Source organism: Caballeronia grimmiae, from assembly GCF_000698555.1.
Classification (GTDB): domain Bacteria; phylum Pseudomonadota; class Gammaproteobacteria; order Burkholderiales; family Burkholderiaceae; genus Caballeronia; species Caballeronia grimmiae.
The window spans coordinates 81,678-96,147 of record NZ_JFHE01000004.1; the positions used below are offsets into that span (position 1 = coordinate 81,678).

Sequence of the window (14,470 nt, forward strand, 5' to 3'; positions counted from 1 at the left end):
GCCGATGAAGAACGTCAGGCGGCCCGCCTCGCGCCGCCGCGCATGCGCCACGCCACAATCGCGAGCGATACGCCGGACAACGCCGCCGCAAGAAGCACGTAGTAGCTCGGCGCGAGTTTGTCGCCGGTCACGTGGATGAAGCCTTCGACGATGGTCGGCGCGAAGCCTCCGAACAGCGTTACGCCAAGCGCATAGCCGATCGACAACCCCGTGGAGCGCACGCGCGTCGGGAAGATTTCGGACATCAGCGCGGGCATCGGTCCGGAATAAGCCGCTTTCAGGATGCCCGCCGCCGCCTGCAGCACAACCAGCGACATCACGGTCGGCGACGCCTGAAGCCACGCGAACATCGGATAGATGGCGAGCCCCATCACGATCGACGTGCCGAGCATGATGCGAATGCGCCCGATCCTGTCGGACAGCGCACCCATGAGTGGCGAGAAGATGAACTGCAGCGTGCCGTTCAGCACGACGACCGCGAACGACGCCGTCGCGGGCAGATGCAGTTGCTTGACTGCGTACATCGGCATGTAGAGCTGCAGCACATACACGCCGACGGTCGATTGCGCCACGATGCCGACGGCAAGCAGCAAATTGACCCATTGATTCGAGAACGAGACGCCCGGCGCCGCCGCGCTGTTCGCGGGACGCGTGGCGAGAAACTCGGGCGTTTCATCGAGATGCGAGCGGATGTAATACCCGACCGGTCCGATCAGCAGACCGAACACGAACGGAATGCGCCAGCCCCAGCTTTCCAGTTGCGGCTGAGGCAGCCACGCCGTCAGAACAGAACCGAACGCCGCGGCCATGATCGCCGCGAGGCCCTGGCTGGCAAACTGCCAGCTCGCGTAATAGCCGCGCCGCGTCGCGCTGTGTTCGACCATGAACGCGGTGGCGCTGCCGAATTCCCCGCCGACCGCGAAGCCCTGAATGAGCCGCGCGAGCAGGATCAACAGCGGCGCGGCGAGCCCGATGTGCTGGTACGAAGGCATCACGGCCATCGTCAGCGTGCCGATCGTCATCATGAGGATGGCGAGCGTCAGCGCGGCCTTGCGGCCTTTTCGATCGCCATAGATGCCGAGGACGATCGCGCCCAGCGGACGCATGAGGAAAGAGATCCCGAACGTGCCGATGGCGAGCATCGTCGAGAGCCACTCGTCGTGCGACGGAAAGAACGCCTTCGCGATGGTCGCGGCGAAGTATCCATAAACGAGGAAGTCGAACCATTCGAGCGCATTGCCGACCGACGACGAAAAGACGATGCGGCGGACCGTCGCCTTCGAAAGCGGCGTGCCGGCTTTCGGGGTCTGGTATGCGAATTGATTCAGGGTGTCGCCGGGCTGCTTCATATCGTGTCTCGGTCGCGTTTGCGTCAGGCAAGGGCGTGCGCCGCCGTTCGCCTGCATCGAAGCAGGCGAAGGCGAGCGGTGTTCGAATGGATTGCGAGCCGCCTGTCGATGCGGCTCGCGAAGCGCGTCTAGAAGCCGGCGGCGAGTCCGTCGCGCCGGCTGTCGCTCGCGGCGACGTAACCGCGCTCGGGATCGTTACGATCCAGTTTCCAGATGTACTGGCCCGAGCCGAAGTCCATATACGGGTCGTCGACGGACTTGATCGTGTGCCCAAGGCCTTCCAGCGCGCGCGCCGTCTCGAGATCGAGCGTGGCCTCGATGTCGATGGTGAAGTCGCGGTTCACCTTCCAGCGCGGCGCGTCGCACGCCGCCTGCGGCTGCTGGCCGTAGTCCATCATGCGGACGATGGATTGCAGATGTCCTTGCGGCTGCATGTCGCCGCCCATCACGCCGAAGCTCATGACGGCGTCCCGGCGGCCTTCGACTTCCTGGGTGACGAACGCCGGGATGATGGTGTGGAACGGACGCTTGCCGCCTTCCACGACGTTGGCCGACTTCGGGTCCATCGAGAAACCGCAGCCGCGGTTCTGCAACGAGATGCCGGTATCCGGCACGACCACGCCCGAGCCAAAACCCATGTAATTCGACTGGATGAAGCTCACCATCATGCCGCGCTCGTCCGCCACCGACATGTAGATGGTGCCGCCCGCCTTGGGCATGCCGAAGTCGAACTGCGTCGCTTTCGCCGGGTCGATCAGCTTCGCGCGCTCGGCGAGATAGGCATCGTCGAGCATCTGCTCCGGCGTCACGTCCATCGAACGCGGATCGGCGACATAGCGGTACACGTCTGCAAACGCGAGCTTCATCGCCTCGATCTGCAGATGCTGCGATTCGATGCGGTCGACGGTCAGCGCGCTGACATCGAACTTGTCGAGAATGCCGAGGGCGATCAGTGCGGCAATGCCCTGCCCGTTCGGCGGGATCTCGTGCACGGTGTAGCCGCGATAGTCCTTGCTGATCGGCTCGACCCAGTCGGCGCGATAATTGCGCAAGTCGTCCAGCGTCATGGCCGCGCCGCCCTCGCGTGCAAACGCTGCGATGCGCTCGGCGATCTCGCCTTCGTAGAAGGCGCGCGGTCCGTGTTCGGCCAGCGCGCGCAGTGTCTTCGCGTGGCCCGGCATACGCACGAGTTCGCTGACTTCGGGCGCGCGTCCGTGCGGCATGAAAACGTCCGCGAAGCCGGGGAAATCCTTCAGCTCCGGCACCGCCGCCGCCCACTTGTAGGCGACGATGCTCGCCACCGCATGACCGCGCTCCGCGATCTCGATGGCCGGTTCCATCAAATCGGCGAACGGGAGCGATCCAAACTTTGCGTGCAACGCTTCCCACCCCGCGATGACGCCCGGCACCGTCACGGTGTCCCAGCCGCGCCTGGGCTGGCGCGCGAGGCCGTTTTCCTCGCCGTACTTGCGACGGAAGTAGTCGACGTTCCACGCCGCCGGCGACACACCCGACGCGTTCAACCCGTGCAGCTTGGCGCCGTCCCAGACGAGCGCGAAGGCATCGCCGCCCAGCCCACACGACACCGGCTCCACGACGGTAATGGCCGCCGCTGCCGCGATGGCCGCATCAACGGCATTTCCGCCTTTCCACAACATGCGCAGACCGGCTTGCGCGGCAAGCGGATGCGACGTCGACACGATATTGCGGGCAAACACCGGCAGGCGCGGCGTGGGATAGGGGTTTTGCCAGTTGAAGCGAGTCATGAATGAAGTCCGAATTACCAGCAGTCCCGCCGGGTATGAAGCCGGAGAGCATGCAATTAGTTGATCACGCAAGGGAAGCATATTGCATTGCCCGCTTAACTTAAAACAAATTCATTTATTGTATAAATTAATGAAAGAGTGGCATGAATCCCTTCTGGCGTGACTTTGTGTGCGCTGCGACTAAAGCTAAAGTCGATTCTTCGAATCGCCGTGCGCGCCGAACCGCTCGCGCACGCATCAAATGTCAAAGCCAAAATTTTCGTCGGTACGTTTGGCACTCCTCAGACGCTTGCCTACAATCCCAATTCCTGGCACCCGCAGCAAGAGCACAGCGAGTCCGCCCGGCAAGTGCAGTTTCCCGTACCACGATTCAAGCAAAAGATCCGGCCTTCAGGCCGGTGGCCAAGCTGTCGGTCGTCATGGAGAACACGATGCTGAGTCCGCACGAATTTGCCACGCTGCTATTGGTTCAGGAAGCGCCTAATCAGGTCGATATGGAACGCGAAGAACTGGACGCACTGCTCGAACGCCAGCTCGTCCAATTGGAACACCTTGCGTCCGGCCGACAACAATGGCGCCTCACCGCAACCGGCGATTCAACCATCAAGGCATTCAAGCGGTTCTCGTAGCACTCGTCGTCATGCTTCGGACGCGGCTCGTGCGCCGCGTCCTGCTCCTAACGCCCTAGCCCGCCCGCAACGTCGGATCCACCGCCGCGCGCCAACTCAGCGCCCGCGCACGCTCGCCCAGAATGAACGTCGCCCACGCGCTCTGCGCTTCCGGCCCCGGACTGGCGACATACGCGCGATGCCGCTCCGCGATGCCCGTCTGAAAAGCACAGAACCGTTCTTTCGATAAGCCGCCCCGCCGCTGAGCGACATAAGCGTCGTAGAAAGCCGAATAAACGGACTGAGCGTCGGCGCCGTAATCCGTCGGCGCCGCTTCACAAAGCCCCTGCAACGCGTCGAACGACGGAGCGCGCGACGAGCCTTCGAGACTCGGGGTCGATACGCATCCGGTCAGCCCCAACGCGCCGAATAAGGCCAGTGCGCCGTACACCACCCGCTTTCGCATTGCATTCACTCCTGGCTTCGATTCGAGCGCCCAGTATCGAACGATCTTTCCGTTCCTGCCACTGGCCGGATGGCATAGGCAAATTCACGTGCCGGGCGGCACCGTCGATTCGGCCTATGCCATTCGGCCAGGTTGTCCGCGCCCCGCGTGTCCGATAGATTGCGCATGCGGGCTTCGCACGGCCAATGCAGACGGCTGGCATCCGCTCAACCTCGGAGATGATGACCATGCAGGATCAAATCGTCCTCGCGCTCGATCAGGGTACGACGAGTTCGCGCGCCATGCTGTTCGACAGAAACGGCAACATCGTGTCCATCGCGCAAAAGGAATTCCAGCAGATCTATCCGCAGCCGGGCTGGGTCGAGCACGATCCGCAGGAAATCTGGTCGACGCAGGCGGGCGTCGCGGCGGAAGCGGTCACGCGGGCGGGGCTGAACGCGTCGTCGATTGCGGCGGTGGGCATCACGAACCAGCGCGAGACGACCATCGTGTGGGACCGTGAAACCGGCAGGCCGGTCTATAACGCGATCGTCTGGCAGGACCGCCGCACGGCGGGCATGTGCGACGAACTGAAGGCGCGCGGACTCGAACCCATGGTGCGCGCGAAAACCGGCCTGCCGATCGACGCGTACTTCTCGGCGACCAAGATCCGCTGGATTCTGGACAACGTCGACGGCGCACGCGACAAGGCGAAGCAGGGGCGGCTCGCGTTCGGCACGGTCGATAGCTGGCTCGTGTGGAACTTCACGCGGCGCGGCATGCATATCACCGACATCACCAACGCATCGCGCACGATGCTCTTCGATATCCACGCGAGACGCTGGGACGACGACTTGCTCGATGCGTTCGACATTCCGCGCAGCATGTTGCCGGAAGTGCGGGCATCGTCGGAGGTCTACGGCACGACGCATGGCAGCGTGCTCGCCGCCGAAGTGCCGCTTGCGTCCATCGCCGGGGACCAGCACGCGGCGCTGTTCGGGCAGATGTGCACCGAAAGCGGCATGGTGAAGAACACCTACGGCACGGGCTGTTTCCTTGTCATGAACACGGGCGAGAAGCCGATCGAGTCGCGCAACAATCTCGTCACGACGATCGCGTGGCAGATCGGCGACCGCGTCGATTACGCGCTCGAAGGCAGCATTTTCATTGCGGGCGCGGTCGTGCAATGGCTGCGCGACGGACTCGGACTCATCCGCCATGCGAGCGAGGTCGAAACGCTTGCGCGCGGCGTGCCGCATTGCGACGGCGTCTATCTCGTGCCCGCGTTCGCCGGTCTCGGCGCGCCGCACTGGAACGCGCGCGCACGGGGGACGCTGTTCGGCGTCACGCGCGGCACGACGTCGGGCCATATCGCGCGTGCGGCGCTCGAGTCGATCGCCTATCAATCGCTCGACGTGCTTCGGGCCATGGAAGCGGACTCCGGCATGCCGGTCGCCCAGTTGCGCGTCGATGGAGGCGCCTGCGCCAACGACCTGCTGATGCAGTTCCAGGCTGACGTGCTGGGCGTCGACGTCGTGCGTCCGCGCGTCGCCGAGACGACGGCGCTCGGTGCGGCCTATCTCGCGGGCCTGGCGGTCGGGTACTGGAAGGATGTCGGCGAGCTGAAGGCGCAGTGGCAACTGGACAGGCGCTTCTCGCCTTCGATGCCCGCCCCGGACGTCGATGCGTCTCTCGCGGGCTGGCGGCGCGCGGTGAACGCAGCAAAAGCATGGGCGGACGCATGACCACGCCTGCTCGCCGGCCGCTCGCGGCCCATGCCCTCATTCGCCAGCAGGGCTATAATATCGGGCTAAATTACAAGCAAAAGCGGTGCAGTTTCTGCGAAAACCCGCACATCCTCTTCAATTCTCTTACTACGCCCCCAGGTTAACCACTGCGACCGGCGACCATTCATGACCAAGAAAGTTTATGTAAAGACCTTCGGCTGCCAGATGAACGAGTACGACTCCGACAAAATGGTCGACGTACTCGGCGCGGCGGAAGGACTCGTCAAGACCGACACCCCCGAAGACGCTGACGTCATCCTGTTCAATACGTGCTCCGTGCGCGAGAAGGCGCAGGAGAAGGTCTTCTCGGACCTCGGCCGCGTGCGCGAGTTGAAGGAAGCGAATCCGAACCTGCTGATCGGCGTGGGCGGGTGCGTCGCGAGTCAGGAAGGCGCGTCGATCGTCTCGCGCGCGCCGTATGTGGATCTGGTGTTCGGCCCGCAAACGCTGCATCGCCTGCCGGACATGATCGACAAGCGCCGCGCCACCGGCCGTGCGCAAGTCGACATCTCGTTCCCGGAAATCGAAAAGTTCGACCATCTGCCGCCGGCGCGCGTCGACGGCCCGAGCGCGTTCGTGTCGATCATGGAAGGCTGCAGCAAGTACTGCAGCTATTGCGTCGTGCCGTACACGCGCGGCGAAGAAGTCTCGCGCCCGCTCGACGACGTGCTGACGGAAATCGCCGGCCTGGCCGATCAGGGCGTGCGCGAAGTGACGCTGCTCGGCCAGAACGTCAACGCTTACCGGGGCGCGCTGACCGCCGGATCGAACGAGATCGCGGACTTCGCGACGCTCATCGAGTACGTCGCGGACGTGCCGGGCATCGAGCGCATCCGTTACACGACGTCGCATCCGAAGGAATTCACGCAGCGCCTCATCGACACCTACGCGAAGGTTCCGAAGCTCGTCTCGCACCTGCACTTGCCGGTGCAGCACGGCTCCGACCGCATCCTGATGGCCATGAAGCGCGGCTACACCGTGCTCGAATACAAGTCGGTGATTCGCCGTCTGCGCGCCATCCGTCCGGATCTGTCGTTGTCGACCGATTTCATCGTCGGCTTCCCCGGCGAGACCGAGGACGACTTCGCGAAGATGATGGCGCTCGTCGACGAGATGAGCTACGACACGAGTTTCTCTTTCATCTACAGCCCGCGTCCAGGCACGCCGGCTGCGAACCTGCACGACGACACGCCTCGCGAAGTCAAGCTCAGGCGTTTGCAGCACTTGCAGGCAACGATCGAGGAAAACGTCGTGAGAATCAGCAATGCGATGGTCGGCTCGGTGCAGCGCATTCTCGTCGAAGGCCCGTCGCGCAAGGACCCGAACGAGCTTGCAGGCCGCACGGCGAACAATCGCGTCGTGAATTTCCCGGCGCCCGTCGCGTCGCATGCGCGCCTTATCGGCCAGATGATCAATGTCGAGATCAACCACGCCTATCCGCATTCGCTGCGCGGCGCGCTGGTTCTCGCACCGGAGGCGGCCGCGCCGGAGCTGGCCAATTAATCGAACGTGATCAGAAAGGACACCCACCTCGCCTTGAAGAACGCTCCTCAGCAGCATCTCGAGTTCACCGCTCCGCGCGACGACAACGCCCGGCTTGCCAACCTCTGCGGGCCGCTCGATGAAAATCTGCGGCAGATCGAGCAGGCGCTCGACGTGACGTTGTCGCGCCGCGGCCACAAGATTTCGATTCGTGGCCGTGGTGCAAAGGTCGCACTCGCCGCGCTCGAGAATTTCTACAACCGCGCACGCGACCCGATTTCCGTCGACGATATCCAGCTGGCGCTCGTCGAAGCCCGGCACGCGACGCGTCTGGCGAAGCAGGCTGAAGAGAACGGCGAGGACGACACCCCGGTCGATCCCCGCTTTCGCGGCGATCCGGATCATCCGTTCGACGAGCCGAGCGCCACGATGGACCTCGACGCCGACGAAGATCACGGCCCGAAGCTCTACACGCGTCGCGCCGATCTGCGCGGCAGAACGCCGGCGCAACGCGATTATCTCCGTCAGATCATCGCGCATGACGTGACCTTCGGCATCGGTCCGGCGGGCACCGGCAAGACGTATCTGGCCGTGGCCTGCGCCGTCGATGCGCTCGAACGCGATCAGGTCAAGCGCATCGTGCTGACGCGACCGGCTGTCGAAGCGGGCGAGCGGCTCGGTTTCCTGCCGGGCGATCTCGCGCAGAAAGTCGATCCCTACCTGCGCCCGCTTTATGACGCGCTCTACGATCTGCTCGGCTTCGACAAGACCGCGAAGATGTTCGAGCGTCAGATGATCGAGATCGCGCCCCTCGCGTACATGCGCGGCCGCACGCTGAACCACGCGTTCATCATTCTGGACGAGGCGCAGAACACCACGCCCGAGCAGATGAAGATGTTCCTCACGCGTATCGGCTTCGGCTCGAAGGCGGTCGTGACGGGCGACACCACACAGGTCGACTTGCCGCGCGGCCACAAGAGCGGGCTGATCGAAGCGCAGCACGTGCTGGCGGAAGTGCGCGGGATCGCGATGACGCGCTTCTCGTCGGCGGACGTGGTGCGGCATCCGCTCGTGGCGCGCATCGTCGAGGCCTACGACGCGCAGTCGCAGAAAGACGCCGCCATCGCCGATGCGGCCCGCGCCGCGCAGCAGTCGCAGAAGCCGGAATGATGCCTCGCCTCACGCTGACCCTGCAGTTTCCTGCCGCTAAAACGTATCCGTCGCACAAGGCGATGCTGCCGCGCGCGACGGTCGCGCGCTGGATCAAGGCGTCGCTGTTCGCGGACGCCGAGTTGACGGTGCGCTTCGTCGACGAGGAAGAAGGCCGCACGCTGAATCGCACGTATCGTCAGAAGGATTACGCGACGAACGTGCTGACGTTTGCGTATGCCGAGTCGGAGGACGATCCCGTCGCGGGCGACCTGATTCTGTGCTGTCCGGTCGTCGAGCGTGAGGCCGCCGAACAGGGCAAGCCGCTCGCCGCGCATTATGCGCATCTGATCGTCCACGGCACCTTGCACGCGCAAGGCTACGATCACGAGGTCGAGAGTGAGGCGCAGGAGATGGAATCCATCGAGGCGGATATCATGCAGTCTCTGGGTTTCTCCGATCCCTACGTCCCGCTCGCCTGAGCGTCAGCCAGCCCTTCGCCCGCCGCACCGTGAACGACAAAACGCCCGAGCCCACGCCCGATAACGACCTTGTCCCGCACGATCCGGCGCCTGCCTGCCCGGACTATCCGCCCGCGCTCGAAGAAACGGCGCTCCTCACCGATGAGGAACTCGCGGCTTCCCGCGAGGCCGCGCTCGCTCATTGGGACCGCCGGTCGGATTTATGGCTGTTCGGCTACGGGTCGCTGATCTGGAATCCCGGCTTGCCGGCGCTCGAAGCCGTGCGCGGCAAGGTGCACGGCTATCATCGCGGGCTTTACTTGTGGTCGCGGGTGAATCGCGGAACGCCGGAGCAGCCGGGCCTCGTGCTCGCGCTCGATCGCGGCGGCTCCTGCACCGGCATGGCGTTCCGGCTCGCCGGCGCGGACGCGCCCGAGCACCTCGAGGCGCTCTGGCGACGCGAAATGTCGATGGCGTCCTACAGGCCCGCGTGGCTGCCCTGCACACTGATCGACGGACGGCGCGTCGAGGCGCTCGCGTTCGTGATGCGCCGCGAGGCGGCGTCGTACACGGGCAAGCTCGGCGATCCGGTCATCCGCACGGTGTTCGGCTGCGCGAGCGGCCGCTATGGAACGACGCTCGATTACGTGACCCGAACGGTCGAGGCGCTGCGCGAGAGCGGCATGCCGGACCGGGCGCTCGAGGCGTTGTTGCGGCGGTGTCAGGAGCAGAACCCGCGGTGAATGTGTCGGTCTGAGCTTCGTCCGTTTGGCCAACGCTTGTCGCCCGACGATCCGTTCGCCTGTTTTTCCGTTAAGGTCATTCCCTGAAAGCAAGACCAACTCTGCGCGAACTTCGCATATTGCGAAGTTCGCGTTTTGCGAATAAAGTGGATTCCGATTCAAGGGGCATGCAATGACCAAAGCGAAATCTGTCGGCAAGGGAAAGCAGCATGCGGGTGATTTCGAGGAAAGTGCTGGAAGAATTCGTTGATAAGCACTCGGTCGCGAAGAGTTCTCTTTTCTCTTGGTATCGATTGGCAAGCAAGTGCCAGGCGGATGATCTGGCCGGACTCAAGAAGACTTTCGGCTCCGTTGACTACGTTCCGCCGCAGTACTTCGTGTTCGATGTCGGCGGCAACAATCTTCGCGTCGTCGCCGCTATCCACTTCAATCGGCAAATGTTGTTCGTTCGTCATGTGTTCACACATAAACAGTACGATCAATGGACCCAAGCAAACAGAGCAAAATGAAAGCTCATAGCCATTCGAGAGGCGTTCCCGAATTCGCGAAGACGTGGTCCACGTTACAGGGCCAGGTATTCCTCAAGCCGATCCGCAGCGAAGACGACTATCGCCGGATGGTTGCGCTCGCCAACGAACTGGCCGATCACCTCGAAGACGAAGAAGGCTCGCTCGCCGATCTGTTCGGCGTGGTCACCGACCTCATCGAAGTATGGGAATCGCATCATCCTGATTTGCCCGAGGCCGAGCCCAAAGACCTGCTCCGCTATCTGCTCGGCGCCCACGACCTGAAACAAAAAGATCTGGCCGACATCGCTTCGCCTACCGTGATCAGCGACATCCTTGCCGGCCGCCGCGCGATCAGCAAGAGCGTCGCGAAGGCATTGGCCGAACGCTTCGGCACCGAAATCAGCGCCTTCATGTGATGCTTTCCGTCATGACCGGTCGCCCTTTGCCGCCACCCGAAACATGCGCGCCGCGCCACGCAGCCTGCCGTTTCCCTTGGTGTATGCTTAACTTTCCGTTAATTCGCGCCCGGGACGTCCCGGGCGCTCCGCTATGAACGAACCCTATCCCAGTCGACGACACTCCGACAAACCGCACGAAAAGCGCTCGCTGCTCGAACGCCTGACCGATTTCATCTCGCACGAGCCCGAGTCACGCGACGAGCTGCTCGAAGTGCTTCAAGACGCCCACGAGCGCAACCTGCTCGACGCCGATTCGCTCTCGATGATCGAAGGCGTCTTTCAGGTGTCCGATCTCTGCGCGCGCGACATCATGATTCCGCGTGCCCAGATGGACGCCATCAACATCGCGGAAACGCCTGCCGAATTCATTCCGTTCGTGCTGGAAAAAGCGCACTCGCGCTATCCGGTGTACGAGGGCAATCGCGACAACATCATCGGCGTGCTGCTCGCAAAAGACCTGCTGCGCTATTACGCCGAAGAAGAGTTCGACGTGCGCGGCATGCTGCGCCCCGCCGTGTTCATTCCGGAGTCGAAGCGCCTGAACGTGCTGCTGCACGATTTCCGCGTGAACCGCAATCACATCGCCATCGTCGTCGACGAATACGGCGGCGTCGCAGGCCTCATCACCATCGAGGACGTACTGGAGCAGATCGTCGGCGACATCGAGGACGAATACGACTTCGACGAGGAAGCCGGCAACATCATGCCGTCGCCGGACGGCAAGTTCCGGGTGCGCGCGCTGACGGGCATCGAGCAGTTCAACGAAGAGTTCGGCACCGATTTCTCCGACGAGGAAGTCGATACCATCGGCGGGCTCGTCACGCATCGCTTCGGGCGCGTGCCGCATCGCGGCGAAAAGGTGCGCATCGACGATTTCGTGTTCGAAATTCTGCGCGGCGACGCCCGGCAGATCCATGTGCTTCTGGTTCGGCGCGTGCCGAATCTCACGCAACAATCCCATTCCGGTGACGACGAGGGCGAGCTGCGCGACTGATCGCGCAGCACGACGCGTCCGCCGCCGCTCGTGGCCCGGACGCGACGCCCCATCCGCCAAGCCTTTCCCCGCATTCAATGGCCGATTCATCGTTTCGCTTGTTCCCGTGGCGACGCAACGCAGAGAGCGCGTCGACTGCCTCCCGCGCGCTTCCCTTCTGGCATTACCTCGTCGCGGCCGTGCTTGGCGCGGCCAATACGCTTTCCTTCGCGCCGACGCCGCACGGCGGATGGATCGAGCTCGTCATCTTCGCGTTGTTTTTCGCGTGGCTTTCGCGCACGAGCAGTTGGAAAAGCGCGGCGCTGACCGGCTGGGCATTCGGCTTCGGCAACTTCGTGACCGGCGTCTGGTGGCTCTACGTCAGCATGCACTTCTACGGCGGCATGGCCGCGCCGCTCGCGGCCGCCGCCGTCGCGCTGTTCTCGCTCTATCTGGCGATGTATCCGGCTGCATCGAGCGTGGTCTGGTCGCTCGTTGCAGGACGCGCCCGCTTCGGCGATGAAGACGCCCGCACCGCCCGCGATATCGACGCCGCCCCCCGCTACGCCCCGACGTGGCACGGCGCGTTCGCGTTCGCGAGCGCGTGGGCGCTCGGCGAATGGCTGCGCGGACTCGTCTTCACCGGCTTTCCGTGGCTCGCGAGCGGCTATGCGCAAGTGGACGGGCCGCTCGCCGGATATGGTCCGGTTGCCGGCGTGTACGGCGTCGGCTGGGTGCTGGCGCTGGTCGCGGCGCTCATCGTGCAGGCGGTTTTCCACGTGCGGCGAACGGGTCGTGGCGCGCGCGCGTTCGTGCCCGCCGTGGCCGCGCTGGCGTTGATCGTCGCGGGCCTGCTGCTGTCGCTCGTCAGATGGACGACGCCCGCGAACGCGCCGCTCGATGTGCGTCTGTTGCAAGGCAACGTGAAGCAGGAGATGAAGTTCGAACAGGCGGGCGTGAACCAGTCGCTGGCGCTGTATCAGCGGCTCATCACCGAAAAGCCCGCCGATCTGATCGTGACGCCCGAAACCGCGCTGCCGGTGCTGGCCGTGCAAGTGCCGCAGGATTTCGCGACCGCGATTCGCAGCTTCGCCGACCGCACGAATTCGTCGATTCTTTTTGGCGCGATCGGCGTCACCGTGCTTCCCGACGGACGCGTGACCGATTTCACCAACAGCCTCTTCGGCATGACGCCGGGCGTGAACGATGTTTATCGCTACGACAAGCATCACCTCGTGCCATTCGGTGAATTCGTGCCGCTCGGCTTTCACTGGTTCGTGAACCTGATGGGCATTCCGCTGGGCGATCTTGCGCGCGGGCCTGTCGCGCAGAAGGCGTTCTTCGTGCACAACCAGCCGATCGCCGTGAACATCTGCTACGAGGACATTTTCGGCGAGGAAATCGCCCATACGATTCGCGAGCAGGAAGCGCCTGCGGGCGTGCTCGTCAATTCGACCAATCTTGCGTGGTTCGGCAATACCATCGCGCTCGATCAGCATTTGCAGATTGCGCGCATGCGGTCGATCGAAACCGGCCGGCCGATGCTGCGCGCGACCAATACCGGCATGACGGCGGTGATCGCGGCCAATGGCGAAGTCGTTTCCAAGCTGCCAACGTTCACAACCGGCGTGCTGGAAGCGCGCGTGCAAGGCACGTCGGGGCGAACGCCTTATGTGACGAGCGGGAATATGACGGTCATCGCAGTGTCGCTGTTGTTGCTGGCTTTGGGGTTCGCGTTCGCGCCGGGGAGAAGAAGAATCAACGGCAACTGAACGAAGCGTTTCTGTCCGGAATCGACGCCGGTTGCGCTGCTAGATCCATAAACGACGGAAGCCAACATAAGGCTTCCGTCGTTTTTTTATGCGAGAAACGCTGCGTTCGCGACGCCGACAATGTTTTACCTCCGAGGCGGGGAAACAACCCGAGAATGCGCCGTCGTCGAAAGTGGCCAGTGCAGTCTCGAAATGCTTTGCATGACGAAATCAACGCGTTCACTGAGTTCGCGTCGAGTGCCACGGTTCTATCACCCGCCAATACACGCTTCCGTGAAGAAAATAACGAACACCGTTCTCGTCGTCTGCGCGAGCGCATTGCTGTGCGCCGGTGCGCACGCTGAAACGCTGACGCCCGAACAGGTTGCCGACGTCTATCTGCAGATGATCGTCAAGCAAGACGACGAAAGTTTCAAACGATACACGGACTACATGACCGCAGGCCGGCAACTGACCGATCAACAGAGAGCCGATCAGACTGCTGCGCAAGAAGCACCGCGAAAAATGCTCGATTCCATGATCGACGCGGCCAAGCGCAGCAACAGGCCACGGGAAGTAACCGACGCCTATATCGAAGTATTGCGAAAGATGTCGGATGCGACCCGCCGGTCCGAGTGCCATGCAACGGGCCGCAGTCCGAATACGACGCCGGAGTCCGCACAGTCCACGACGTCGATACATTACGCCTGCAAGGTCGTCGACATCGGATCGGTCATGAAAAGCGTACCGGGGCCCGAGAAGGCCAGGAATGCCGCAAAGGGAATTCAGGCGGTCGTCGAATATTCGCAAACGCTCGCGGTCAGGATCGCGAGTGCTGCACCCGACAAACAAGTCGAAGGCGACCTGCCGCTCGTGCATAGCGATGTAATCGATCGATGGATCGCCAACCCCGAACCCGTGTTCGAAAACATTCGTTCGGCCATGCTTGGCCAGAAATAATCCACGGCCAGACGCAATCGCAACGCCGG

At 63.2% G+C, this 14,470-nt stretch carries 14 protein-coding genes; 11 read left to right on the plus strand and 3 right to left on the minus strand.

The genetic code is table 11. From position 1 onward, the window contains the following. Window positions 1-14: 14 nt before the first annotated feature. Window positions 15-1,349, minus strand: coding sequence for an MFS transporter (locus BG57_RS06415; protein ID WP_035961903.1), 1,335 nt, complete (start codon window positions 1,347-1,349; stop codon window positions 15-17). Between the two features lie 128 nt (window positions 1,350-1,477). Further along, window positions 1,478-3,115, minus strand: coding sequence for a gamma-glutamyltransferase (gene ggt / locus BG57_RS06420; RefSeq protein ID WP_035961451.1), 1,638 nt, complete (start codon window positions 3,113-3,115; stop codon window positions 1,478-1,480). Window positions 3,116-3,546: 431 nt separating this feature from the next. Between ggt and BG57_RS06425 the strand changes: the two genes are divergently transcribed. After that, complete coding sequence (locus BG57_RS06425) at window positions 3,547-3,744, plus strand: hypothetical protein (RefSeq protein WP_035961904.1); 198 nt, start codon at window positions 3,547-3,549, stop codon at window positions 3,742-3,744. A gap of 55 nt (window positions 3,745-3,799) precedes the next feature. Here BG57_RS06425 and BG57_RS06430 read toward each other — a convergent pair whose 3' ends face one another. Then, window positions 3,800-4,189 carry a hypothetical protein gene (locus tag BG57_RS06430; protein WP_035961452.1) on the minus strand — a complete coding sequence of 130 codons (390 nt, stop codon included), beginning with the start codon at window positions 4,187-4,189 and terminating at the stop codon, window positions 3,800-3,802. A gap of 227 nt (window positions 4,190-4,416) precedes the next feature. Between BG57_RS06430 and glpK the strand changes: the two genes are divergently transcribed. The 10 genes from glpK to BG57_RS06480 all read left to right on the plus strand — a co-directional run bounded on the left by glpK (window position 4,417) and on the right by BG57_RS06480 (window position 14,441). Then, entirely contained in the window at window positions 4,417-5,913 is a 1,497-nt protein-coding gene (gene glpK / locus BG57_RS06435; protein WP_035961905.1) for a glycerol kinase GlpK, read from the plus strand. Window positions 5,914-6,081: 168 nt separating this feature from the next. Then, window positions 6,082-7,458 carry a tRNA (N6-isopentenyl adenosine(37)-C2)-methylthiotransferase MiaB gene (gene miaB / locus BG57_RS06440; protein ID WP_035961457.1) on the plus strand — a complete coding sequence of 459 codons (1,377 nt, stop codon included), beginning with the start codon at window positions 6,082-6,084 and terminating at the stop codon, window positions 7,456-7,458. Between the two features lie 33 nt (window positions 7,459-7,491). Further along, on the plus strand, window positions 7,492-8,607 hold the full coding sequence (locus BG57_RS06445) for a PhoH family protein (protein WP_035961458.1): 1,116 nt from the start codon (window positions 7,492-7,494) through the stop codon (window positions 8,605-8,607). Beyond that, on the plus strand, window positions 8,604-9,068 hold the full coding sequence (ybeY, locus tag BG57_RS06450; RefSeq protein WP_035961459.1) for an rRNA maturation RNase YbeY: 465 nt from the start codon (window positions 8,604-8,606) through the stop codon (window positions 9,066-9,068). Before BG57_RS06445 ends, ybeY begins: the two co-directional genes overlap by 4 nt. Window positions 9,069-9,097: 29 nt before the next feature. Continuing rightward, a complete protein-coding gene (locus BG57_RS06455; RefSeq protein ID WP_035961465.1) occupies window positions 9,098-9,790 on the plus strand; it encodes a gamma-glutamylcyclotransferase in 693 nt (230 codons plus the stop codon). A gap of 209 nt (window positions 9,791-9,999) precedes the next feature. Beyond that, window positions 10,000-10,299 (plus strand): type II toxin-antitoxin system HigB family toxin, encoded by a 300-nt coding sequence (locus BG57_RS06460; protein WP_035961471.1) that lies wholly within the window; start codon window positions 10,000-10,002, stop codon window positions 10,297-10,299. Then, a complete protein-coding gene (locus BG57_RS06465) occupies window positions 10,296-10,715 on the plus strand; it encodes a helix-turn-helix domain-containing protein (protein ID WP_035961478.1) in 420 nt (139 codons plus the stop codon). Before BG57_RS06460 ends, BG57_RS06465 begins: the two co-directional genes overlap by 4 nt. A 133-nt stretch (window positions 10,716-10,848) precedes the next feature. Further along, the gene (locus tag BG57_RS06470) at window positions 10,849-11,751 is read left to right on the plus strand and encodes an HlyC/CorC family transporter (RefSeq protein WP_035961487.1); all 903 of its coding nucleotides are present in this window, start codon (window positions 10,849-10,851) and stop codon (window positions 11,749-11,751) included. Window positions 11,752-11,828: 77 nt separating this feature from the next. Beyond that, complete coding sequence (gene lnt / locus BG57_RS06475; protein ID WP_052005653.1) at window positions 11,829-13,502, plus strand: apolipoprotein N-acyltransferase; 1,674 nt, start codon at window positions 11,829-11,831, stop codon at window positions 13,500-13,502. 273 nt (window positions 13,503-13,775) lie between these two features. After that, window positions 13,776-14,441: a hypothetical protein gene (locus BG57_RS06480; protein WP_035961495.1), complete on the plus strand. Its 666-nt coding sequence runs from the start codon at window positions 13,776-13,778 to the stop codon at window positions 14,439-14,441. Window positions 14,442-14,470 lie beyond the last annotated feature (29 nt).